The organism is Shewanella psychropiezotolerans (assembly GCF_007197555.1).
In the GTDB taxonomy this organism is placed as follows: Bacteria; Pseudomonadota; Gammaproteobacteria; order Enterobacterales; family Shewanellaceae; genus Shewanella; species Shewanella psychropiezotolerans.
The window spans coordinates 922,947-947,923 of record NZ_CP041614.1 but is presented as its reverse complement, the minus strand read 5'-3'; the positions used below and the strand labels follow the sequence as shown (position 1 = coordinate 947,923).

The 24,977-nt window shown below is 44.2% G+C and carries 20 protein-coding genes and 1 pseudogene; 9 read left to right on the top strand and 12 right to left on the bottom strand.

Annotated features, from left to right (window positions below; translation table 11 throughout):
• Positions 1-200 precede the first annotated feature (200 nt).
• Together gabT and FM037_RS04180 are read right to left on the bottom strand one after the other, a co-directional pair.
• Positions 201-1,481, bottom strand: coding sequence for a 4-aminobutyrate--2-oxoglutarate transaminase (gene gabT, locus FM037_RS04185; RefSeq protein ID WP_144044970.1), 1,281 nt, complete (start codon positions 1,479-1,481; stop codon positions 201-203).
• Between the two features lie 139 nt (positions 1,482-1,620).
• Positions 1,621-3,093, bottom strand: a complete 1,473-nt coding sequence (locus FM037_RS04180) for an NAD-dependent succinate-semialdehyde dehydrogenase (protein WP_144044969.1) — start codon at positions 3,091-3,093, stop codon at positions 1,621-1,623.
• A gap of 175 nt (positions 3,094-3,268) precedes the next feature.
• On the opposite strand from FM037_RS04180, the gene FM037_RS04175 reads away from it, so the two are divergent.
• Positions 3,269-4,219, top strand: coding sequence for a LysR family transcriptional regulator (locus FM037_RS04175; protein WP_152829366.1), 951 nt, complete (start codon positions 3,269-3,271; stop codon positions 4,217-4,219).
• Between the two features lie 66 nt (positions 4,220-4,285).
• Here the strand turns inward: FM037_RS04175 and FM037_RS04170 are convergent, their stop codons facing one another.
• Positions 4,286-4,924, bottom strand: coding sequence for a LysE family translocator (locus tag FM037_RS04170; RefSeq protein WP_229381216.1), 639 nt, complete (start codon positions 4,922-4,924; stop codon positions 4,286-4,288).
• Positions 4,925-5,391: 467 nt separating this feature from the next.
• Between FM037_RS04170 and FM037_RS04165 the strand changes: the two genes are divergently transcribed.
• Positions 5,392-5,679, top strand: a complete 288-nt coding sequence (locus tag FM037_RS04165) for a putative quinol monooxygenase (RefSeq protein WP_144044968.1) — start codon at positions 5,392-5,394, stop codon at positions 5,677-5,679.
• A gap of 141 nt (positions 5,680-5,820) precedes the next feature.
• Positions 5,821-6,090, top strand: a complete 270-nt coding sequence (locus FM037_RS04160) for a ribbon-helix-helix domain-containing protein (RefSeq protein WP_040571566.1) — start codon at positions 5,821-5,823, stop codon at positions 6,088-6,090.
• A gap of 128 nt (positions 6,091-6,218) precedes the next feature.
• On the opposite strand, the gene FM037_RS04155 is transcribed toward FM037_RS04160, so the two are convergent.
• On the bottom strand, positions 6,219-7,034 hold the full coding sequence (locus FM037_RS04155; RefSeq protein ID WP_144044967.1) for a substrate-binding periplasmic protein: 816 nt from the start codon (positions 7,032-7,034) through the stop codon (positions 6,219-6,221).
• Positions 7,035-7,229: 195 nt separating this feature from the next.
• On the bottom strand, positions 7,230-7,757 hold the full coding sequence (locus tag FM037_RS04150; RefSeq protein WP_144044966.1) for a DUF3087 domain-containing protein: 528 nt from the start codon (positions 7,755-7,757) through the stop codon (positions 7,230-7,232).
• Between the two features lie 747 nt (positions 7,758-8,504).
• On the opposite strand from FM037_RS04150, the gene FM037_RS04145 reads away from it, so the two are divergent.
• The 3 genes from FM037_RS04145 to FM037_RS04135 all read left to right on the top strand — a co-directional run bounded on the left by FM037_RS04145 (position 8,505) and on the right by FM037_RS04135 (position 11,675).
• Positions 8,505-9,866, top strand: coding sequence for a Na+/H+ antiporter NhaC family protein (locus FM037_RS04145; RefSeq protein WP_144044965.1), 1,362 nt, complete (start codon positions 8,505-8,507; stop codon positions 9,864-9,866).
• Positions 9,867-10,113: 247 nt separating this feature from the next.
• Positions 10,114-10,821, top strand: coding sequence for a DUF998 domain-containing protein (locus FM037_RS04140; protein WP_185976952.1), 708 nt, complete (start codon positions 10,114-10,116; stop codon positions 10,819-10,821).
• A 116-nt stretch (positions 10,822-10,937) separates the two neighbouring features.
• Positions 10,938-11,675, top strand: a complete 738-nt coding sequence (locus FM037_RS04135) for a pseudouridine synthase (protein ID WP_144044964.1) — start codon at positions 10,938-10,940, stop codon at positions 11,673-11,675.
• A 9-nt stretch (positions 11,676-11,684) separates the two neighbouring features.
• Here FM037_RS04135 and FM037_RS04130 read toward each other — a convergent pair whose 3' ends face one another.
• Positions 11,685-11,888: a hypothetical protein gene (locus FM037_RS04130; RefSeq protein ID WP_144044963.1), complete on the bottom strand. Its 204-nt coding sequence runs from the start codon at positions 11,886-11,888 to the stop codon at positions 11,685-11,687.
• 581 nt (positions 11,889-12,469) lie between these two features.
• On the opposite strand from FM037_RS04130, the gene FM037_RS04125 reads away from it, so the two are divergent.
• Together FM037_RS04125 and FM037_RS04120 are read left to right on the top strand one after the other, a co-directional pair.
• Positions 12,470-12,922 (top strand): hypothetical protein, encoded by a 453-nt coding sequence (locus FM037_RS04125; RefSeq protein ID WP_185976951.1) that lies wholly within the window; start codon positions 12,470-12,472, stop codon positions 12,920-12,922.
• A gap of 6 nt (positions 12,923-12,928) precedes the next feature.
• Positions 12,929-15,520, top strand: a complete 2,592-nt coding sequence (locus FM037_RS04120) for an LruC domain-containing protein (RefSeq protein WP_144044962.1) — start codon at positions 12,929-12,931, stop codon at positions 15,518-15,520.
• A gap of 198 nt (positions 15,521-15,718) precedes the next feature.
• Here the strand turns inward: FM037_RS04120 and FM037_RS04115 are convergent.
• From FM037_RS04115 to FM037_RS04105, 3 genes and pseudogenes are all read right to left on the bottom strand, one after another.
• Positions 15,719-16,423 (bottom strand): annotated as a pseudogene (locus FM037_RS04115) (IS4 family transposase); the annotation flags it as partial.
• Between the two features lie 458 nt (positions 16,424-16,881).
• Positions 16,882-19,038 (bottom strand): S46 family peptidase, encoded by a 2,157-nt coding sequence (locus tag FM037_RS04110; protein WP_144044961.1) that lies wholly within the window; start codon positions 19,036-19,038, stop codon positions 16,882-16,884.
• A gap of 228 nt (positions 19,039-19,266) precedes the next feature.
• The gene (locus FM037_RS04105) at positions 19,267-20,466 is read right to left on the bottom strand and encodes an amino acid permease (protein WP_144044960.1); all 1,200 of its coding nucleotides are present in this window, start codon (positions 20,464-20,466) and stop codon (positions 19,267-19,269) included.
• A 509-nt stretch (positions 20,467-20,975) separates the two neighbouring features.
• On the opposite strand from FM037_RS04105, the gene FM037_RS04100 reads away from it, so the two are divergent.
• On the top strand, positions 20,976-21,542 hold the full coding sequence (locus FM037_RS04100) for a TMEM165/GDT1 family protein (RefSeq protein WP_144044959.1): 567 nt from the start codon (positions 20,976-20,978) through the stop codon (positions 21,540-21,542).
• 71 nt (positions 21,543-21,613) lie between these two features.
• Here the strand turns inward: FM037_RS04100 and katB are convergent, their stop codons facing one another.
• The 3 genes from katB to FM037_RS04085 all read right to left on the bottom strand — a co-directional run bounded on the left by katB (position 21,614) and on the right by FM037_RS04085 (position 24,622).
• Complete coding sequence (gene katB, locus FM037_RS04095; protein WP_144044958.1) at positions 21,614-23,080, bottom strand: catalase KatB; 1,467 nt, start codon at positions 23,078-23,080, stop codon at positions 21,614-21,616.
• Between the two features lie 682 nt (positions 23,081-23,762).
• Positions 23,763-24,011 (bottom strand): YgjV family protein, encoded by a 249-nt coding sequence (locus FM037_RS04090; RefSeq protein ID WP_144044957.1) that lies wholly within the window; start codon positions 24,009-24,011, stop codon positions 23,763-23,765.
• 173 nt (positions 24,012-24,184) lie between these two features.
• Positions 24,185-24,622 carry a PaaI family thioesterase gene (locus FM037_RS04085; RefSeq protein WP_144044956.1) on the bottom strand — a complete coding sequence of 146 codons (438 nt, stop codon included), beginning with the start codon at positions 24,620-24,622 and terminating at the stop codon, positions 24,185-24,187.
• Positions 24,623-24,977: the final 355 nt, after the last annotated feature.

The following is a 24,977-nucleotide window of genomic DNA, read 5'->3' as shown; positions in this document are numbered from 1 at the left end:
TAATACTAATACCAACATCAGAAAATAAGTGAGCGAGCGCAGGATGCTAATGCCTATTATTAATCGATAAGAAAATCCAGGAAGGGGGGAGATGTAATGAGAGCTGATTCGAATCAGGTGACAGCGGCTGAAACTAGAGTTAGTGGAGCTTAGTGAGCCAAACGTGATTCGGCTCACTATATTTTCAAAGTGATGTCAGTTTAGCGAGCAAGAGCACTAAATAGCTGATTAAACTTTTCTAAACCTTCGTAGATTAATTCATCAGATATGGTCAAGGCTGGCAAGAAACGAATAACATTACCGTAGAAGCCACAGGCAAGCAGAATGAGGCCATGCTCGGCCGCCTTACCTATGATCGCTTGGGTCAAGGCGGTATTAGCCTGCTCGCTATCACCGTCTATAACCAGCTCGATGGCGATCATGGCACCTTGATTTCGCACTTCACCGATCAAGTTTGGATAGCTGGCTTGCAAAGCAGTCAGCTGCTCATTGAAAATTTGACCTATTTGATCTGCACGATGAATCAGGTTTTCCTCTTCGATCACCTCAAGCACCGCAAGTGCAGCAACACAGCCAACAGGAGATCCACCATAGGTACCGCCAAGGCCACCAGGCAGGGGCGCATCCATTATCTCACTCTTACCCACAACCGCGGCGATTGGAAAACCGCCGGCAATCCCCTTAGCCATAGTGATCAAGTCAGGCTCGACATCGGCATGCTCGAAACTGAACATCTTGCCGGTGCGGCCAAAACCCGTCTGGATCTCATCGGCGATCAAGACGATCCCATGTTGATCGCACAAGGCACGCAATGCCTGCAGAAACTCGGCTGGTGCGGCATAGAAGCCACCTTCGCCCTGAACTGGCTCGACGATTATCGCCGCCACATCGCTTGGGGCGATATCCACCTTGAACAGATTTTCAATCGCCTTTAGTGAATCTTTTATCGCTACATCATGAAATGCCATCGGAAATGGTGCATGAAAAATATCACCGGGAAACGGTCCGAAAAGATGTTTATAAGGGCTAATTTTCCCCGTCAGCGCCATGGTCAAATTTGTACGACCATGAAAGCCACCATTGAAGGCAATAACACCGCGGCGGCCAGTATGCGCCCTGGCTATCTTGACGCAATTCTCTACCGCTTCTGCGCCAGTTGTGACAAAAATAGCCTTCTTCTCGCTTGGTCCAGGTGCAATCTGGGTCAGCTTCTCCGCCAACTCCACCGCAGATTCATAGGGGTTGATCATCACGCAGGTATGACTAAACTTATCCAGCTGGTCCTTGACCGCAGCGACAATCTTGGGATGACTATGACCGGTATTACACACGGCGATACCCATGCCGAAATCAATATAACGATTACCGTCCACATCCCAGAGCTCAGAATTTTTTGCTCTATCAACATACACAGGATAGACATTACCCTGACCACGGGCGATAACCTTAACCTTTCGTTCTTGTAAGCTACTGTTTGTCATTATTATAATCCTATTTTTTCAACCCTAAGTCCGAAAGCTAAGATGACGGCCTTTGCCCTATCGCTTCGCCTGTTCGACGGGCATAGCCCTAGTAGCACAGCGTCATCTCAGCCACACCAGCGCAGCGTCGTCTCAGCTGTTACTTATCTATTCCACCCATACACAGATACTTGATCTCCATATAGTCGTCTAAACCATACTTAGAACCTTCGCGGCCATTGCCCGACTGTTTAACCCCACCGAATGGTGCCGCGGGGTTGGAGATAATGCCTTCATTGATACCAACCATGCCGTATTCAAGCCCTTCGCCTACACGCCACACCCGGCCAATATCGCGGGAATAGAAGTAAGCCGCTAAGCCATATTCGGTGTCGTTGGCTAATGCAATGGCTTCCTCTTCGGTATCGAAGCTGATAATTGGCGTCACAGGCCCAAATATTTCATTAGCTGCCAAGGGCATATCATTGGTGACACCAGTCAGGATTGTTGGCTCATAGAAATTGTTACCTGCAGCGCTGCGTTTACCACCGGCAATAATTTTTGCCCCGGCGGCGACGGTTTCTTCCACGAGCTTATGCACGCCATCGACCGCTTGTGATGTGATCATCGGGCCTAAGTTAACGCCATCGGCCAGGCCATCGCCAATCTTAAGCTCGGCCACCGCACTGGCAAACTTATCGGTGAACTCCTGAAGCACGCTACTCTGAACGAAGATGCGGTTAGTACAGACACAAGTCTGGCCTGCATTACGATATTTAGACACGAGTGCGCCTTGGACTGCGGTATCGATATCGGCATCATCAAATACGATAAAGGGCGCGTTACCGCCGAGCTCCATCGACACCTTCTTAACCGTAGTGGCCGTTTGGGTCATCAATATTTTGCCAACCGCTGTCGAACCGGTGAAGGTGAATTTAGACACGTCCGGATGCTGAGTCAGTACCTTGCCCATACCGGATGAGTCCAACCCCACAACCACGTTGAACACACCGGCTGGCACGCCAGCCCGCTCGGCAAGTTCGGCCATGGCGAGCGCCGACAGCGGCGTAGACGGTGAAGGTCGCACCACGAAGGTACAGCCCGCTGCCAGAGCCGCTGCCGCTTTACGGGCGATCATGGCATTAGGGAAATTCCACGGCGTAATAGAGGCGACGACGCCCACTGGCTGCTTGATAACGATAATACGTTTATCACCGGCTGGTGCCGGAATAGTATCGCCATAGACTCGCTTACCCTCTTCGGCGAACCAATCGATGAAGGCTGCACCATAGGCAATTTCACCTTTAGCTTCGGCTAACGGCTTACCTTGCTCTAAGGTCAAAATACGGCCCAGGTCATCCTGACTCTCCATCATCAAGTTGAACCAGCGACGTAAGATAGCAGCACGCTCATTGGCCGATTTTTTTGACCAGGCTGGCAGGGCTTTTTTTGCGGCAATAACGGCCGCTTCCGTCTCGGCAATCCCGGCGTTACATACTTGAGCCACGACTTGGTCATTGGCTGGATTAATGACATCGAATCTCTCACTCCCACCATCCAACTGGCTATCACTCCACTGGCCATCTATGTAAGAGCTGAGCTTCACTAATCCTGAATCGTTAACTTGTTGCATAATCACTCCAGTGTGCTGTCATCTTGTCAATGGCACCCGTTTCTTCTCCAAAAATGAAACTGGTACTAAAAATTCATATAGCTATTGAATAGCAAATTTAACTCGGGTTAAATACAAAACAATAAACCTTATGTTTTATGTCTGTAAAACTATATGCGGTTAACTAGGTGGCAATTTGAAAAACATTAGCAATAAAATTAACAGTAAGCGCTCCATCATCCCAAAAGCTGTCACCGAATATGACCTACGCCTGCTGAGAATTTTTCGTACTGTGGTCGAGAATGGTGGCTTCTCTGCATCTGAATCAGAGCTCGGGGTGACCCGCTCAACCATCAGTGTGCACATGTCTAACCTAGAGAGCCGCATGAAGCTCAAATTATGCAGTCGAGGACGCGGCGGGTTCGCGCTGACTGAAGACGGTCAGGCGATCTACCATGCCTGTATCGAACTATTCGACTCGCTTAATGATTTCTCGAGACTCGTTAATAACTTAGGTGAAGAGTTGAGCGGCGAGTTAATCATACTGTGCGCCGATCAGCTCGATACACGTATGCAGCTAAAACTAGCAGAGGTAGTGAAGAAGATACATAAGGCTCAGCCACAGCTGCATCTGGTACTCGACAATGAAGCCCTGAAACACATCGAAAAATGCCTGCTTAAAGAGAAGGCCCACATAGGATTACTCCCCAGTTATCAGCAGATCGAAGGGCTGGATTATCAGACCATTTATAACGAACCCATCTACTTATGTTGTAGCCATGCTCATCCATTTTTCCAACTTAAAGATGATGAGATTAGCCTTGAGATGCTAACGCAGACACCCGCCATTCATCCCGGCATCGATATAGATGCAGAGGGCAGAGAGCAGTTAAAGCGACTCAATCTATGTGCCAAGGCTTATCAGTTTGATACCCGTAAAACCTTAATTCTCTCCGGCTGCTATATTGGCTATTTACCACTGAGCTACATTCAACAGGAACTCGAAGCCAAACAACTAAAGATTATTCATCGAGATAGCGCCTGTTATCAATTTAATCTTTCACTGGTGTCTAAACACAACCCACGCGAAACCAGTAAAATTGAATTACTCAAAGCAATATTCGATGAAGTATTTAATCGAGAGTAATCAAGAAACATAAACGCTTGCAGTAGTGACTCAGGCCAATAGACTCAAAAATAGGTGAGATGAAAGCTAGACCTGCTCGCTAAACGCTAACTTGATGCCGAAACAGATGAAGAGTCCACCGGCGAGCCTATTGAGCACATTAGAGATTCTGGTGCTTTGTTTCACTTTACGGCTCAATGACGATGAAGACCAGGCCAGAAAGTGGCACCAAAGCATGCCGTTGATATTAAAAATCAGGCCTAAGACAATAAAAGAGAGCGCTTTATTCGGTGCATCATGGGTAATAAATTGTGGCACGAAGGCTAAGAAAAACAGTGCGACCTTAGGATTAAGTACATTTGTCATAAAACCCTGATAGAAGATCTTCTTCAATGGCGCCTGACTCTGTTCTCTATTTTTGACCGCTGGCCCAGCTTTACTGAGCAGCATAGAGACCCCCATATAGATAAGATATCCACAGCCGAGGATCTTGATGATAGTAAAAGCCATCGCTGATGTCGCCAAAATAGCAGATAAGCCAAAAGCTGCCGCAAAGATATGCACTAAGGTTCCACTGGCTATTCCGCAAGCCGCGGTCGAACCCGCCCTAAAGCCTTGGGAGGCACTACGGCCTATGATGTATAAAGAGTCAGGTCCGGGAATGATGTTTAACATGATGCCTGAAATGACAAATAGCCAAAGTTCATTAATACCTAATTCCACAATATCTCCTTCCCCCGAAACAAGGTCACAGTCTAACTCAATATATGACAGCTATCATCAGCAGGTTTTCCATCATTTATGATCCCTATCAAAAAGAGCACTAGCTCAAAATAGATAAGCCATCGACAGCCCGTTACTTTATATAAAAGATGGGCGATATACGCCTGATAAAACCGCAATTATTTGTCATATTTTTGACGCGCAAGTAAACAAGAAGATGGACTTAATCTTATGATTATCAGTTTTTTGTTCGAAAAACACTCCATTTGATAGGTTTTCGCACTGGCCAGCATAGCTTGAAAATAGTGTTCATTTACAAAGTGATCAGACTCAAAGAGCTGTAAAGAAAGAAGTTACTTAGTCTAATTAACTGAAATGTAGTACCCCTTTGCTACCCTTTCGTCAGTCAAGTCACTTACATTAGCCCACCCTTTCATTATCGGCAGTAACTTTTGACTACGGGCACAAATATGATCAATGTATTGACACGCTTTAAGGCACAAAGTGGCAAAGAACAGGCGCTTCTTGAGCTCCTCAAGAGCTTAGTTCAACCGACTCGAAATGAACTGGGTTGTGTCAAATATGAACTTCACCAAGAAAATGAAAAGCAGGGGCGTTTCATTTTCATCAAGAGCTTTGTCGACCATGCTGCATTCGAAAAGCATCAAAATACCGGACACTTCAAACGTCTAAAAAAAGAGATGCCTGAACTCATTGCTCAAGAACCTGAAATTATCATCTTATCCCAACACGCATAACCGGATAATAAATCATAAGTTGTGGTTACTAAGTAAATTAGAAAGTTTGTACACATCCCTGAATGGTAATAAAGACGATGAAGATATATAATACCTTAAAATTCAACATATTAAATAACGTCAAGTGTGCGAATCAAAGTTATGGATAATCTGTTTTTCGACAACCCCACCAGCCATTACTTGCCTATTCAGAAATCCATCCGAATCCAGGGGCATGTGACCAGCATCTCATTGGAAAAGCTGTTTTGGGATCTGTTAGATCAGATTGCAGAGAGCCAAGGTGTGAAAAGAAACCAATTTATCGCGAGCCTATACATAGAAGCACTAAACCATCACGGTGATGTAAAGAATTTCACTTCATTGCTTAGATCGGCCTGTGTCCAGCATATCTTGTCGAAGGAGAATGTTTAACTGTAACGCCATACACAGGTTCACCTTAGACTCAGTAATTCCATGTCTAATAATTCCATACCTAGTAGCTTCGTATCGATCACCACCATTCTCTGTGGTAGGTTTTAGGCCATAAGTCATATTACAAACTAATCGATATTAGACTGTTTCCACTCTTGGATGATCTGCAGATAACTGCCATCTTGCTTCATCTGCTGTAAAGCCTGGTCAAATTTATCTCTGACATGGCTAAGGTGACTCTTCTTAGAGAAGGTCATATAGGTCGGCGTCGATTGCACCTCTTTTGTTAATCGCTTGATGTTCTTACACCGCTTTAGCGAACCACTCTGTATCGTTTTTATCTCTTTATCGACATAAAAAATGGTATCTTTCTCGGCGATAAGTATATCGATGTCTCCGGTACACAGCTTAAGTAACAAGGTTGAAGATTCTACATCGACACTCACCCGCTTGATCACCTTGGTCTCCACCGCATTATCGAAAATAGTCCCATAACTAAAATCTTTCCTCATACCAAAATGGTAATCACTAAGTGCTGTCAGGTCACCATCGAACTCAATATCAGAATCTTCCGCCACGAATAGCATCACCACTTCCTGCATCAATACCTCCTGACTATAATCGGCATAGACTTGCCGTTCAGGCCTGATGAGTACCTCAAATAAGCCGTCGATCTTGCCCTCTTTCAACAATTTAAGCGCTCTGGACCAGGGAAGAACCTTAAAAGCTATTGGCTGCTCAATGCGCCTAAAGACCTCCTCAACCAATTTCACCGAAATGCCATCGAACTGGACTCCACCTTGTGGATCGTCTCGGGTGAACTCATAAGGGGGATATTCGACGATGGCAATGTCGAGAGCATGATCGGCTCTCACTTGCAGGGCAAAGAGGTTGCACACAAGCAGTATGATTACCATGGTGACACCCATGATGGCTTTCTTCATGATTCACCTTAGTCAGCAATAAGCTAGATCACAGTGAGGTTTATGGATAGTAACTACAAGTTTAGACCAAATCCTTCTGTTACTATCACATACTGCTCTAGGCGGTCACATACCTTTCTAGGAAAAATAATCCCTCAGAAGTAATGAGGCTTCACTGTCTCTAATAAAGCCATCGATGAAGATCTAATACCAAGCCTATTTAAACTTGTTAAGCAGTTCGGCGTTAAAGTCCTCAATCGATACGATCAGGTTATGCTCACTGATTGCGGCTTGAAGATCATTAATATCTTTCTCCAATTTTCTCAGGGTAAGCGTATTGTTATCAAGCTGATAGACCTGTTTCTGAGTCTGATAATAGAAACTTAATATGACCAAGGCGTCGATATCATAGTTAGCAGCGGCGGCCTTGATCTTCTTCAGTCGACGATAGACACGGTTATGCAGCGCTTTGAGCCGCCAAACATAATAGACCTCTGCCAAATAGGGTTTGTCTTTGACCTGCATAAGCACCACAACAGAAATAATGGCAGCCATGACAACACCTAGTAAATTTAAGTGAAAATTCCCAGTCGCCTCACCGCTCATGTCCTTAGCATCAGCAAACAAGGCAATGAGCCCAGTTCCAAAAGCCAAGGATAGTAAGATGAGACTGGTAACCAGCGCGATTGTGACGACATTCAAGTGCTTACGATATACAACTTTATCTATCTCTTGTAACTTCATTATTTGACCCTTTATTTTTCAGGCTTAAATTTTAAGTTGTTAACCCTCACTTGTATAGCTTGAGCTTGCACCTTTTAACTCACTTCTATTAAATGAAATGCAGATGTCCACAATCGGTTTCGGAGTTCCCATGCAATACTAAATCATCGCCATGTTCAGCGTCCTCATATTGAGCGTTACAGCCAACGCGAGCGAGCAATATATCTGTGCTCTAGACAATCAACAGAGAATTATTGAGGTGATCTACAGCAATCCATCTGAGGCTGTCCCCTGTCAGGGGAAATACCATAAGCATAACCAGATAGCGAGCCTAAAGAGATAAACAAAAGACTCGCCTTCTCCCCAACATCTTGTTAACAATAACTATCTAGTAAAATATGTGTCCCAAGATCATGTCATTAATCTTGATTAAACAATGGGATAGTGAAAACGCATGCTGAGCGGACAAGTAAAAACAAAATGGAAGTAAAAACATCTAGACGTCTAAATTGACAGACGTCTATTTATCTCATATCCTGCCGACTAATGAGATCGACCATTCTGCTTATATCGACTGCTTTTGAGCTTAAGAATTAACAATTCACTCAAATTCTGGTCAGGAATAGACAGCGTGTTCCAGCTAGGAGGCATGGGAACTAATGGTTCATTTACGTGACTGGATGAAATTGAGTTAGAACCCCTCCAGCTTACGAGTAATAGTTTAAGACTAAACGTTTTAAAATAAGTGACTAGATAAGAGAGAAGACTTTGACCACATCGACCAATGCCTCAGCAAGCGCTCAAACAAATAGTACCAATACACCAACGGCCTCATTTGTTGCCCTACTGCCGTTATTTCTATTCCTCGGCCTATTTATCGGCGCCGGAGTTTACTTTCAAAGTCAGGGCGTTGATTTTGCTTTCTATCAACTTCCAAGCGTCGTAGCCATACTGCCTGCAATTATCTTTGCCTTAATCATCTCTAAACAGAAGCTTAACCAGAGCATAGAGACGTTTATTGCCGGCATAGGTCATGCAAACATCATAGCCATGTGTTTGATTTACTTGCTTGCTGGTGCATTTGCTGCCGTGGCTAAAGCCACTGGCGGTGTGGATGCCACTGTTGCTTTAGGTCTGTCACTTGTGCCATCTAACTTACTCTTACCCGGCTTCTTCGTCATCGCAGCTTTCATCGCTACCGCCATGGGTACCTCTATGGGAACAATAGCTGCAGTCGCGCCTATCGCACTTGGTGTAGCTAACGAGGCTCAGATAGAGCTAGCCCTGATGGCTGGCGCGGTAATTTCTGGTGCACTTTTTGGTGACAACCTCTCTATCATCTCCGACACGACCATAGCGGCGACACGTACCCAAGGCTGTGAGATGAAAGATAAGTTCAAAGAGAACCTTATTTTCGCGATTCCAGCGTCGATTATTACCCTGATAGCCTTCACCTTCGCGGGTCAAGGTCAGGCCGATGTGGCCGCTCAAGAGATAGACTTTGTTAAGGTCATACCTTACCTAACCATCTTAGTATTAGCCGTCTCAGGCCTGAACGTATTTGTAGTACTGACTATCGGTATCCTGCTTGCTGGTATCACAGGTTTGGCCACTATGGATTACGGCGTCATCCAATTCGGTCAGGATATCTACACAGGTTTTGGCAACATGCAGGAGATCTTCATCCTTTCTATGCTAGTGGGTGGTCTAGCGGCACTGATGCAGCAGCAAGGTGGTCTGGCATTCGTCAGTAAACAAATTGAAAAGTTAATCGCGAAATTCTCCAAGGCCAAAGGTGGCGCTTCGACTCGTGCATCTGAATTAGGCATGGCAGGCATCGTTGCCCTAACTAACACCTGTGTCGCCAATAACACGGTATCAATCGTGGTAACTGGCGGTATCGCTAAAGAGCTGGCACAGAAACACGATGTAACCCCTAAGCGTGCAGCCAGCATCATGGATATCTTCTCCTGTATTATTCAGGGACTTATTCCTTATGGTGCTCAGGCCCTGCTTATCGCATCGACCTTTAGCATCTCGCCACTGGAAGTAGTAACTCACGCCTGGTATTGCATGATCTTGGCCCTAGTTGCTATCTCAATTGTCATCTTCCGTAAACGTGCCAGCTAAACCCGCTATGCATCTTAAAAACGGCTACAACTTATGTGGTATTGCAGATGCAGCTTAAATAGGGCAAATTGATATCCAGTTAAGCTAAACTTAATATTGCTCCCAAGAGCTTGATTTAGCTGAAACGATAGGGATATTCAATTTCGACGTAATTTGTAAACGTCGATAAAAGTAAAGGAGTGCAGCTTACTGCGCTCCTTTTTTATTTTTAAAATCCATATGCCGTACTGAGAAAAGCTGAAAACCGATGCAAGGTGAATTAAAAACACATTCAACCCATTATGACCTACACAGATTAGTGGTACTGATGATCTTAGTCGGTGCCTGTGTCACATCGGTGGGGATCTCCATCTCTGTCTGGGCTGAATATCAAGATATCGGCATGCAGGTCTTCTTCAGACGTTCAGACTTACTCGGTGATTATGTTCACTCCCCTCTAGCCTATGTCTTTAACATGTCACTGATTATCGCAGGCTCTTGCATACTGCTCGCCATGTATGGTCTGTATTTGCTTAAGCTAGGTGACTTTAGCCACTTTTTATCGATCACAGGCTCTTGGGTCGGCCTGTCTATTATGCTGATAGGCGTCTTTCCCATTAATTATTTAGACGAACATAGACTAGTGTCCACCAGCTTCCTATTGGCCACATTTGTTCTACACCTAGTTACTATTTCCACTAGATTTACCCATAAAGAGATCTGTTCAAGACCCCTGTTTATATTGGCCATCTTTGGTTTTATCAGTGCATCTGGCCTAATCTATCAACTGGACTGGAACATCTTAGACTTCGCCCCTTGTTTGCATGAAGAAGGCGACGTCTGCTGGGTAGCGCTAAATATGTGGTTACAAACCAATATCACCATGCTCTGGTGCGTGTTACTGGCGCTAAATATCAGAAAGTTGGCCATTAAGCAGCATGATGTCGAGTCACAGAAGCAGATGTCAGGTTGGTAGCCCCCTATAAAGGTATTAAGCTTTAGGCTGCCAACCTTGAAACATGTTGGCAGTTAAGCTGGTTTAGGTGCTAACCTTGCGACTCAACTCTGTTTACACCATCACGACACGGATCAATGACACAAGAGAAACCCACTATTCGTCTGGCTAAATACCTTGCCATGACAGGGCTCTGCTCCCGCAGGGCTGCGACTCGTTATATCAGAGACGGTCATATCACCATAGATGGACGCCTCGCCAACCATATAGATACCATCAGCTTAATCGACAGCGGCTCAGGTTTTATCAGCCAAGAAATACTCAAATTCGATGATGTGTTTATTCAGGGAATCGAGTCTAAACAGTACTGGATGCTCAATAAGTCTGTCGGTACAGATTGTCGTCTCTTGCCCGATGACCCCTGCTCTGTGTTACATCTACTGCCAGCTAACCCCAGGCTCTATCCTGTTGGACGTTTAGACAAGGACTCTCGTGGTCAGCTGCTATTAACCAACAATGGTGAATTAACCCAGAAGTTGATGCACCCGGATTTCGGCCATAGCAAAACTTATCAGGTGCAAGTTGATCGCAATTTCGATGACAGTTTCTTAATCAACATGGCCCAAGGCGTTAGCTACCGGGACGTCACTACCCTCCCCTGTAAGATGACCCGTCTTGATGATGACAAGTTTGAGATCATACTCACCCAAGGGCTTAACCGACAAATCCGCCGCATGAGCCAAGCATTAGGCTATAAGGTGATAGATCTTAAACGGATACAGATACAGACACTTAAGCTAGGTGAGCTTAAGGAGGGAGAGATGAGGCAGCTGACGGCTTCTGAGCTAATCAAGCTTAAATCAGCCTTGGAATGAAGGCTGGTTTCATTTTTTGTTTAGCTTCTGGCTGAGTTTTATTGAGTGTAGTTTGAAGGTCGCCCCTTCATTGTAACCTAACGCCTCTCCGGCGAGTATTGTGCACTCTTTATTTTGAAAAGGTTCTGCGAGTCGCTGGTTCTTGATTTCATAAAGAGTCAGTCTGACCTCCAGGGTCTTAAGCGTTCCAGACGCTTTTAAGACATTTCCCATATCCCTATGGATCAGCGGAGGAAATGCCAAATTTTGTATGGAACAAAATTGGCCATGTGAGCTCTGCCAAATCATCCTTGTTTTGGAAGCTAGCAACCGCATCTACACTTAGTTCTTCAAAAGAAGGTTCTTTATTTAACCTTGCCTGTAAACAATTTTAATCATGAGAACTACCTAATTCGCTACGGCCCCTTTGTTCCTGAAGTGACTTGGGCATCCCACATTATTGTATCTTCGATAGCCCCGTCACTCGTCCCTAGTGTTGTGCGGAAGTAACAGTATTTGCATTATGAAATATTGTAATGTGTACTTTGCTATATGCATTGCAAATTACACTCTTTATCGTTTGTTGAGAACACTTCTAAACCGAATTTACCATCATTCCACATTGAGACCAGCTACTTTTCTCTTTAGCCAACAGTGACTTCCTGTTCTTATTGGTTTTAGCTTAACATCTTGTTCATTAATGTTTTCCAGTTGGCTTAAACATTGCTATTTAGAATTGAAGATTGGTTTTCGTGAAGCTATAAACGCTGTGCTTACCGAGTACTAACTCAAATTTGCTAAAAGGATATCGAGCAATGGGTAATCTAAGTCGATTAATAATATGCTGTTATGCAGTGTTGTTTATGGTGCTCTTTATGGGGTGTTCTAACTCAGATGTAGAGGAGGAGACTGAACCAGATGTAGAGGTACATACTGAACCAGAGCCTGTGTTATTACCATCTTTTGACGATGTTGTAATTAAAGATGGCTTTACGTTTGATATGCAAAGAGCTGTAAAAATTGATATTTCTTTTAGTCAGATGCAAGGATTTACGGTTATTTCAGTTTATTCAGCAACGGATCCTGATACTAATACGCCGATCAATCTGCTAGAAAAAGCTGAAATTCACAATGCGATGAAATATACCAGTTTGCTGCCTGTCCCCAGTTATGCAGAATCAATGGTAGTCGTTATTAATGGCGATAGTTATGCAGAGCTTGAGCTACCAATAGATAAAACTAATCATATTCACTACCTAGTTGAGTAAACGATTATGCTTAATATAAAAAAATATTCAGACGTACTTTTATTTATCTTATTGCTAATGATCAGCTTTTGGCATCTTTCTCTTAATGCTGAACCTACGCTGCAGGGCCAGCTTGCTAATGGTGCAACTAAATCATTTGCTAATTTTGGCACTTCAGTGGCTGTTACTGAGTCTTTTATCGTTGTTGGAACGCCAGGAAAACAAAACGATCAGGGGGAAGCGTGTATTTTTTTACGAAATCAATCCACTTGGACTATGACGAGTTGCCTAAACCCTATCTCAGGTACTCAGAAAGCAATTAAACAGTTTGGTAGTGCAGTGGCGATTTCAGATCAGAGTGTCATTGTTAGTGCTGAGCTTCAAGGCGGACAAACTGGTGCTGTTTATATTTTTAATTATGAAAATGGTAACTGGAATCAGCAGGGAGAAATGACGAAACCGGGGACAACGAGCAATGATTTTTTCGGTCAGTCAGTCAGTATATCGGGCGATCTTGCGGTAATAGCTTCGCCAGGAGGCTCGAATGATGATGGTGTTGTTTATGTTTATAAACGTACTGGATCTAATTGGATCTTAAATACCACTATCACTCCAGACTCAGAGTTCAAGAGTAAAAAATTTGGAGCTGCTGTTAGTATATCTGAAGACTATTTAATCATTGGCGATGGTGAGTCAGGTAAGACTAAAGAAGGTTCTGCTTATATTTATAAATATGATGATTATGATGATACTTGGACTAAGCAAGCAACACTAAAAGGAGGCTTAGTGACTCGTGCTGCCAATTACGCATTATCAGTGGCTATTTCTAAAGATTATGCGGTTGTTGGTGCTGGGATGGAAAATAATCCCCATGGAAATAATGAGATTAAAAAGGGGGCTGTTTACGTATATAAACGCAAAGATGATGTATGGACTAATCAAGCCAAGCTAACCGCTAGTACAGGAGTTTCTGGCGATCAATTTGGTAATTCAGTCGCGATTGTTGGCGAGCATATAGTGATTGGCGCTGAAAATAGGAATTCATCATCAGGAAGCGTTGTTCTGTTCCATCTTGTTGGTGATGTTTGGCTGGAGCAATTTTCATTTACAGCGGCAGACGGTGCCTCACAGGATAATTTTGGCCATGCTGTGGGTGTTTCTAAAAGCTATGTTAGTGTTGGGGCGCATAATAAAAAGATCAAAAAAAGTTTACCTGGTGATGTTTATGTATATGCATTGAATGTACAAACACAGCAAACACAAGCTGAAATAGATTTAGAAAATACCTTAGCAACATTGAATAATCCCACTGAGGAAGCGGTTGTAAATCCAGATGATCTTGATGGAGATGGATTATCTAATAGTGATGAAACTGATATTTTAAATACATCACCGACAGATCCAGATACTGATAATGATGGATTAAATGATTTTGAAGAGGTGACTATTTACGGTTCAGATCCGCTTTTAAGTGACACAGACCAAGATACGCTGACCGATTTAGAGGAAGTAATATTTTATAATTCGGACCCAACTTTATTGGATACGGATGGGGATGGGTTCTCAGATGAATATGAAGTAAACATACTTAACACTGACCCAGGATTAATTGATACCGATGGTGATGGATTATCTGATGAAGTTGAAGTGAATGAGTTAGCAACAGACCCGATACTGGCCGATACCGATGGTGATGGCTTGACCGATAATGAAGAACTTAATCTTCATCTTACAGACCCACTCGATGCTGATAGTGATAAGGATAATTTTAGTGATGGTCTTGAGGTTAATCTTTATGATACTTCTCCGTTAGAAGTGGCCGATGTACCAGTGCCGTTAGTCAGTAGCACTGCTTACTCACCCGCGGAGAATCAGATGGGGACAATGGCTTTTGAAGATTTTTGGCCCAGTAAAGGTGATTATGATTTTAATGATGTTGTGATTAATTATAATACGATAGAGACGAAAGTTGATGGACAGATAAGTAAAATCATCCTTAAACTTCAACCGGTTGCGAGAGGGGCGTCATATAAAAACGCACTTCAGGTCAGTATTAACACCCCCATTACGAATATCGAATCCGCAACCATGGGGCCGGTTTCTAATGCTGTACCATTAACGCCGATTGCAGATGGTAATCAGACTATGTTTGTAATTATCGATGACATTGAAGATGCTTTACCGACCCCAAATGGGTTTAAATTTGCTAATACAGAACCGAATAGTCCTAAAGTTACAGGTGCAATGTTTACTGTAACCATCAACTTAAAAAATCCAGTGGATGAGAACATTTTTGGTTCAGCACCTTATAATACGTATATTTCACGAAAACTGGGTAATGGTGAAGTTATTGAAGTACATTTCCCTGGTTATCGACCAACCAAGTATGCATCGAAAAGACAATTTGGTTCAAATCATGATGATACGGATAAAAGCACAGATAAATTTTACCAGACAGAAGATAATTTACCTTGGGCGATGATCATTCCGCAAATATGGGAACATCCAAAAGAGAAAGTGGATTTATCGCATGATTATCCTGAAATTTTAGACTGGGCTTCAAGTCGTGGTAAGAGTAAAAAAGACTGGTACAAACATAAAAAGAATAAAGGAAAATAACTTCGCTGCCGGAGTGAATAACACCTAAGTAGGAATCAGGGTATCAAATATATATTTGATACCCTGAATAACATGGCCATATGTGGCTGAGTTAACCGCTTGTAGCGCCACTTTTAACCCATAAGGCACGCAATCTGCTCGGTGCCAATAGTGGACTGTTTGGAATAAAGGGGTCGTAGTCTGAGGGATCCCACGAATTTAATAGCATGCTTGGGGAGCCATCACTAAGCTTTGCAAAGTTCTAATTCCTGCTAAACCTAGCAAATACAGCATGAACTGAGATAGGCTGGCGATGAGTAGCAATACGCCAAGTCTGTTCGCAATTCTAGTGCCGCTATCATTCATCTTGAGGCCAGTTTTCACATCCCTAAAGCTTTCCTCAATTTGCATTCTTGTCGCATAAATTTTAACGGCTCTCTTAGCTGTGTCGGTAGACTCACATAATGATGTCGCCAGTAACCAAGGCTCTTTTTCTCGCGCAGCGCTGGCACGAGACCTTTTTGTCTTTTCTAGTATCATCGCCCATGGCATTTTTGTCTTTTCGCCCTTTGGCGATACGTTTAAAAATGACTAAGCGAGTTTTAAAGCTTACCTTTTCACCCATGTGAAAAGTACCCAGGGTCTTGGCGCGTGAACTCGCTAAACCATATAGATTTTTGATCGGATGCCAGTCATTTTCTGCAGCTTCTTGCAGTGAGTGCGGTTTCTGACACGGCCAACATAATCCCACTCAAGGGACAAAACTTGCTTAAACCAAGGAATACGAAAACCGGCATCGGTTACGATGATGGGCTTGCAGTCATTAGGTAACATGGCTTTGAGCTTCGTCATAAATTCTAGGTGAACCTTAGGCTTTTCCTTCAGGTTTAAAGGGAAGATCTCTTCATATAAATAAAGGGGTCGTAGCTAATTAGGGGTAATTACTAAATTTAGGTATTTTTCTTATCCTCACCTTTCTCAATAAGAACCTAACACCTTGATACACAAGGCCCCCCTATCTAACAAAGCTTAAATCGAAGAGATAAACACTCAGGTGTGAATGCGGCTGTGACCTTCGGTTTCAAGGATGAAACCGCAGAGCGCCCATGGATGGGTCCACAGCGTGTCACAGAAGTGTTCACACTTAAGCCCACGGCAGGTGATAGATATCAACGAAGTTAGGCTTACCTAAAACTAACCAAACATCAGCTAAGCCCAATGAACCAATCAAAAAGATATTTGAAATTTGTTATCTGACAAATAAAAAAGCGGCCATCTAAGTGACCGCTTAACTTCAACATTTAGCCCTCGACACGAAGTGAGCACCTAGGTTCAAACTCCTAGGACTTTCTCCTAGAAACTAGCAACCTCGTAGCTAAATGCTAATAAACAATGTCCATCTCTTCTAACAAGTTATCTGCATTATCCAGATACTTCATCACCCAGAGCATGTAACGGCTATCAACCTGAATAGAACGGTTAGACTCAGGGTCGTAACCCCAATCACCGATAATACTCTCGTAAACACCATCGAATAACAGACCTACTAGCTCGGCACGACCATTTAAAGTCGGTGAACCTGAGTTACCGCCAGTGGTATCTAACGTCGACAGGAAGTTAACCGGCACAGAGTCGATAGATTTCATGTAGAAATCACCGTACTGCTTCTGCTTGATGAGCTCCAGCTGCTTAGACGGTGCATCGAATGGATCCGCGCCAGTGTCTTTAGCCAAAATACCTTCTAAACGCGTAAACGGCACAGCCTTCAAACCATCTTGAGGTGAGTAACCTTTCACATGACCCACAGTCACACGCAGACTTGAGTTTGCATCGGCATAAACCGGCTTACCCTGCTGCGTGTTGTAAGCGATAATCGCGTCCATATACTGAGGGCGCACCTTCATCAGCTTACCCGCCAGCTCCTTGTCCTTCTTCTCAATTTTCATGTCTGTATCATACATGGCCACGGCAAACTGAATGAAAGGATCGTTCGAGGCGTTAAAGTCGGCAACCGACTTGTCTAACCAAGCCAGGCGCGTATCCATATCGCCTAGTGTCGTCTTGGCATACATCTTATCCAGAGTTTTAGACAGCTTCTTCTCATCTAGCTTTTTGCCGATGCCAAATACCTTGTCCAGAGCTGCAATACGCTCACTACTCGGTAATACGGCGTAGCGCTTAAGCATGTCAAACAGCATTGCCTTATCGACACTGGCAGCATAACGACGGTCGATACGCTCCATGCTCGACTTGAAACGGATCATGTCACGTTCCTGGTAACCAGGCTCACGTGCCATATCATCCAGCTGTTTCTCATTAGCCAAACGGTACAACTTACGCGCCGTTGGCACCATAGTGGTGTAGCGAATATAACCTAAGATAATATCTCGAGCCTGATGATCTTGACCTTCGGCGATCAGCTTATCTAGCTCAGCCAGCGTCTTACCGTATTTTACCTTACGCTTGCTATCTTTATTGATCCAGCTAGCCAACTCAGACTCACGACCTTTACGATCATCAAGCATGGTCGACTTACCGTAAAATTCGATCATAGAGGTGAAGTTCTTGGCATAGTTTGCCAAACCAGCGATCAGGCTTTCATACTTGATACGCTCATCGCTGCCTTCAGGTGCTGTCTCCTTGATGATCTCGATGAAACGCTCTCGCAGCACCTTACCTTCCGGGTATGCCCACTCGAACTGGTTCTCGACTTCATTGGCTGTGCGGTAACGGTTAGTGCGGCCAGGGTAACCTGCCACCATAACGAAATCGCCGTCACTCACACCTTTAGCCGAAACCTTCAGGAAACTTTTTGGTTCGTACGGTACGTTGTCTTTGTCGAAATCTGCAGGCTTGCCATCTTTAGACACATAACCACGGTAGAAGGAGAAATCACCGGTGTGACGTGGCCACATCCAGTTATCTATATCGCCGCCATACTTGCCTACACTAGCTGCAGGGTTATACACCAGACGTACATCGCGGATCTCTAGTTGCTTAACCAGATAATATTCCAAACCACCATGGAAACTGTATACCTGACAGCGATAGCCATCTTCGGCCTCACACTCGGCCACTAATGACTTTTCTCTCTGCTCAATGCCCTGATAGAAGGCGTGACCAAGCTTGCTCTCTAAACCTTTCTTGACCTTGCCAGTCACATCTGTCACTGCTTCAGTCACATAGATACGTGAACCCGGTGTAGCCTGTAGCTCCTCGCCATAAGACTTAGCCAGGAAGCCATCTTTAAGCAGGTTTTTTTCCGGCGTCGAGTTATATTGAATCGAGCCATAGGCGCAATGATGGTTAGTGACCACCAGCCCCTTTGGTGAGACGAATGATGCCGTACAACCACCTAGGCTAATGACGGCATTCATTGGAAATTCGGTTAATTTAGAGATAGATTCCACATCAATCTCTAATCCCTTAGCCTTTAATTCATCGGCCATTGCGGGCAGTTGGTATGGTTGCCACATACCTTCGTCGGCCTGTGCGCCAAAAGTGGCAGCTACAGCGACAGTGAGAAGCCATTTCTTCATTTTGTTAAATCCATTTTTTAATTATTAGTGTGGTAATTCTTGTTCTGCTTTGCTTGTACTTGTTTATGTAGCAATAGCATTTAGCCATCTTGCTAAAACTCAGGCAATAAAAAGCCGAGCCAAATATTACTATTCGCGCTCGACCTTATCATATGCCACTGCCATTAAGACAGTCTTTGAATCAATCCCTTACAAAGCATGTGTAAAGGCAATCTGTTGACGTTTACTCTATAACGCAACCAGTAACTGAGCCGTAATAATTACAGCGCCTAATACACCTGCAACACCGAGTGCAGCTGTACCACCAGAGACCTGATAACCTCCCAGATTCTGTTTACGCTGCTTCAGTGCCATGGCAATCGGTAAGAAGATGATCATGATCACCAAGGGAATGGCCGCAAAACCTAATACTTTGAAGAAACCATCGGGATAATAAAGCGCACATAGCAGAGGCGGAATAAAGGTGATCAGCCAGGTCTTAGCTCGACCCCAAAAATCATCTTTAGCTCGTGTCAGTTCGGCCACATAGTCAAACAGACTCATGGTCACACCCAGGAAGGAAGTGATAAGCGCCAAGTTAGCGAAGAGATCGATACATTGCTTCAAGATCTCTGAATTTGCCAGACCTTGTAAGGCCGTGACCAGCAGAGGCAATGAACCTTCGAAGCCATAAACCCTGTCGCCACCTAAAGTGCCTAAGGTCACCATCAACCAGAGAATATAGCTGACAAGCGGTATGGTTGAACCAATAATTAAAATTTTACGTAGTGATACGGCATCGCCATCTAAGTAGCGCACTATGGTCGCGATACACACATGGAAACCAAACGAGGTGAATACGATAGGAATAGCTGCCAACCATAAGTTGTTCAGTTCGCTACCAGAAACAATCTCACTACCTGTGCTGGTTAGCAGAGCAGACATATCCACTTCAGGAAGTAAGAAGGCCACCACGATCACTAAGAGTACGACCATGGATGTAAAGAGGACGCGGGAAACCTTATCGATCCATTTGACCCCAACTGCTATCAAACCGCCGAAGAAGACAGTGAATAACAACACAGCGACCTGGTTATTCATGGTGATACCCAGAGGCTCGAAGCGAGTCTCGAGCAGAGAAGAGCCGCCCATCAAATATACCATAGTCAACGCAAACAGTAGGCTCATAAATGATGCCCCCTGAATTAACTGACCCACTTTCCCTAAAATTTTGCCAGTAATAGCATGGACGTTATCGCCCACTCCAGTGCGTAAGTTGATCTCTAACATCAGCAGAGATGTATAGATGGAGATCCCCCAGATCACAACGAGCAAGAGAAACGCGGGTAATGTACCCAAGGAAGCAGTAGCTAAAGGTAGGGCTAACATACCACCACCGATTGCAGTTCCCGCAACGATAGCGATGGAGCCGAGCATTTTTAAATTCACAAAATTGTCCTGTTTGATATATTTTTATTCTACATTTTTGGTAGGTCAGATTTAGAACGACTTTGAAGGAGAGATCTTCCTCTAAAATGACTGCTAGGGACATTAACAGCTACAAACCTAGTGAGCAAGCCATCTATGGCAGCTGTAAACAAGTTTGAACACTGGCTCAATAAGTTTCCAACAAGAGGGAAACACTTACGTTACCTGAGGTTTTTCCACTCAATAAAATCACCAATTCGAGAACTCAGAGATTGCGACTCGACCCTCAAAATGTATAATGTTCGCCTCTACTTCAGGGGAGTAGCGAGCAATCTTTGTTGTCTGAATCGATTTACTTCGAGGCAAAGATTGAGTGAGTGTCAACATACTTGGCCACAACGCCATGGTGCTCACAACAATATGACGTGATGACTCATATTGTTTTGCAAGACCTGAGTGCAGTGACCGCCCATAAAAAAGGGGGGCCGGTCTTCTGTACTCGGATTTTTGCCCCCCTATAAGGAAGTCTCTTGGAAGCACTACTCGCATCAACCTTTACGGTTGCTATCGCCGAAATCGGTGACAAAACTCAGCTGCTCGCCCTCATACTCGCCGCCAGATTTAGCCACATAAAAGGCAGTAAAACGGCAATTATTCTCGGTATTTTTCTGTCAACTCTGATCAACCACTTTGGCGCCGCCTGGCTAGGTAATTGGGCCGTTGGCTTGATTAGCCCGGAACTAGCCCGCTACTTAGTCGCCGCTTCATTTTTTGCGATCGCTCTGTGGGTATTGATCCCGGACAAGGTCGATTGTGAAGAGAGCCGCTTCTACAAAATGGGGCCTTTCATTGCCACTTTCATTCTGTTTTTCATCGCCGAGATGGGCGACAAAACTCAAATTGCCACTGTGGTATTAGCGGCGAAGTATGATGCCCTAGCTATGGTAGTCATGGGCACAACCTTAGGCATGCTTATCGCTAACGTTCCTGTGGTCATAGCCGGCAACTTCAGCGCAGAAAAATTACCCCTTACCCTGATCCATCGAGGATGCGCCGTATTGTTTGCACTACTCGGTGTAGCAACACTCATGTTTTAATCATCTAAATTAGAAGAATAAAAAAGGCCCTGGTTCCTAGGAACCAGGGCCTTTTTTATAACCTTCTTTTATTACAATCCCAATGCCTGCTTGATACGCTTACCGTAATCCGCATCCGCCTTGGTGAAATGCTCGACCATGGTCTGCTGCACATCCATAGTCGTCTGACTCAAGCTGCCACAGATAGTGGTGATCAATCTAACCTTCTCATCTTCAGGGAAAATACGGTACAGGTTGCCCGCCTGAGCAAAGTCATCCTGATTATAACGGCTGTATCTATCGGCTTCACCATCGAGACCCAGTGCTGGCTCGGCAAAAGTACTCGGCTCTACTAACGCAGACTCTGTGCTGTTCGGCCCGTAGTTTGGACTCGCATCGCCACCGGTTTGGCTGCCGTTATAGGGACATTGAGTTCCCGCCATGGCACCGGCGCGTTGGTGGTGATTAGCCTTAGTAGCGTGCGGACAATTCACTGGCAGCTGATTATAGTTAGTGCCAATTCTGTATCTCTGTGCATCTGCATAGGCAAACAAGCGAGCCTGCAACATCTTATCCGGTGAAGCACCAACACCCGGTACTAAGTTACTCGGTGCCAATGCGACCTGCTCTACTTCGGCGAAGTAGTTCTCAGGCATGCGATTAAGTTCAAGTTCACCAATCTCAATCAGTGGATAATCGGCGTGTGGCCATACCTTAGTCAGATCGAATGGATTGATATGATATGTATTGGCATCGGCTTCCGGCATAATTTGCACCTTAACCGCCCAACGAGGGAAGTTACCGTCGGCAATGGCCGCGACCATGTCACGTTGAGACGAATCAGGATCGATCCCTTTAAGGATGTCGGCCTGCTCAGGGGTCAGGTTAACTATGCCTTGCTTAGTCTTGAAATGAAACTTAACCCAGAAACGCTCGCCTTTATCATTCCACAGCGAATAGGTGTGTGAACCATAGCCATTCATCTGGCGATAGTTAGCCGGAATGCCGCGATCCGACATCAAGATTGTCACCTGATGCAGGGCTTCAGGATTCAATGCCCAGAAATCCCACATGGCTTGTGGATCTTTCAAATTAGTCTGCGGATTACGCTTCTGGGTATGAATAAAGTCCGGAAACTTGATGCCATCACGCAGAAAGAAGGTCGGGGTGTTATTGCCTACTATGTCGTGATTACCACGGGCCGTATAGAAACGTAGACCGAAACCACGGGGATCACGCTCCGCATCGGCCGAGCCCATCTCACCGCCTACGGTAGAGAAACGAATGAAAGTTTCAGTTTGTTTACCTACGCCATTGAAGTGGTCGGCAATAGTGTAATTGCTCATGTCTTTGGTCAGGGTAAAAATACCGTAAACACCCGTGCCTTTGGCATGCACTACACGCTCAGGAATACGCTCACGATTGAAATGAGCAAGTTTTTCTAACAGATGAAAGTCTTGTAATAGTACAGGGCCGCGCTCACCTGCCGTCATTGAATTTTGATCGTCCGCAACAGGCGCGCCATTTTGGCTGGTTAAGTAGTTAGCTTGATTAGTCATATTGTTCTCCAATGCTTTTTATTTGTTAATTTTCTAATTCAGTCGTACTGGTCGATTAGTTCAACCAGTCTTCGATAACATCAAATATTGTAGCCATAGTTATTGATCCGTTTCGCTTTCGTTAAGCCGCTTAGCTCTAGAAGCCTTCACATAAACCCTGTCGATGAATAAATACTAGTTCAAAAAAGAGATGAATAAAAACGATTAAACTAGATTAACCTAATTCATTTTAAAGATTAAAGGCGTGAGAGGTAACTCACAGATACCTACAAAGAAATACATTATTGCTATTGGAGGTTACGCCTTTCATTGGCGTGAATACTGATTTGAATCAACACAACACCCATACAGAGTTAAGCTCTACTGAGAAGCTAGTCTCGTGGAGAGATATGTTGTTCAAGATGATAAGACTAGAGGTTAAACGCAGGGGAATGAACACTATTACTATCAAAACAGTCGATTGAAAGCAAATAGTTAAAACCGAAAATGACAGATGTTCATTAAAGATAATGAACATCTGCAATACAAAAAGAGCCAGCTAACCTCTACAGTTAGCTGGCTCCTCTTATTCACCGCAAGACTTCTAATTAGCTCAAAACTGTCTATCTGACTCAGAACTACAGTTAACTCAGGGCTATCGATTCAACTCAAGGTTATCTACTAAGCTCTGGCTTATGCTAGCTCAAGGCTGTTGGTTAATCGCCTTTTCGGCTTTATAAATTTTGACTATGTAATAAGCATCGATCAGCACAATAAAGAAGTTTACCAAAGCCACAGGTAAGGCATCAATGGCCAAACCATAAGCGACAAAAAGGCCTGCACCGATCAAGTTCCACCAGCGTAACTTTTTAATATTCGACATCATCAGCGAGATGGCCACAACCACAGAGGCTAAATAGCCGACCCACTCCCAAACTGTTGCACTATCCATTTTACATATTCCCCACAGCTCACAATCGACTCAAACCTAGATAACAAGTTTAGTGCATTAAAGCCTGTAGCTCGCCATTAATAAAGGCGCATATTATGTAACAGATACCTACACATCTATAGTCTATTTACGTTAATAGATCGTCAATAATACTTGGCTTCCAACCTGTATCACTAACGCTTAACCACGGCTGCTGTCATGCGCGAGATACAGCAAAGATCACCGCCGCTGTTATGGATAAGTATCTCCCAAACAGAGCTTCGTTTACCTAAATGCACAGGCTTTGCCGTCGCGGTTAGGACACCATTTCTGGAAGCTTTAAGATGATTGGCATTGATCTCTTGGCCGACACAGTAGTAATTCTCAAAATCTACGGCGAAGTTTGCCGCATAGCTGGCAACCGTCTCAGCCAGTGCCACATTGGCTCCACCGTGGACGATACCTAAGGGATTATGTACTTCAGGAGAGGCTGGCATAGTCGCCACCATATAATCATCACCAATTTCGGTGATCTTAATGCCCATAGTTTGCATCAAGGTGCCCTTGCCATGCATACCCGAATCCATTTTAGCGCAATCTTCCAAGCTCACAGGTCTAAACCAAATACTCATCACTAGATCCATTCTTATAATAATTAAGCCACAGTCTACTGGCTAGCGCTGTAAGTTTAAACAGGTAAGAGGAGTTAAAAGCTATGGCTGGCCTAGTAGTAATACCATTCCATATAAGTATCTGGTCAATTCAGAGACTCTCAGTTTTTTCAATTCAAGGCACATTGATGAGAAAATGGTATCAAACCATTTCCAACAAACTGATGAAAACTTCCATACATTTTTTATCGATGAAATCATCAGATGTCGCCAGTTTATACAAATTTAAGTTTGTTATATAAGATCGGCATCATTTAATGAAAGTTAGATACTGTTTTTATAGGTTAGATAGTGTAAAAGCCAGCAACCGAGTGCG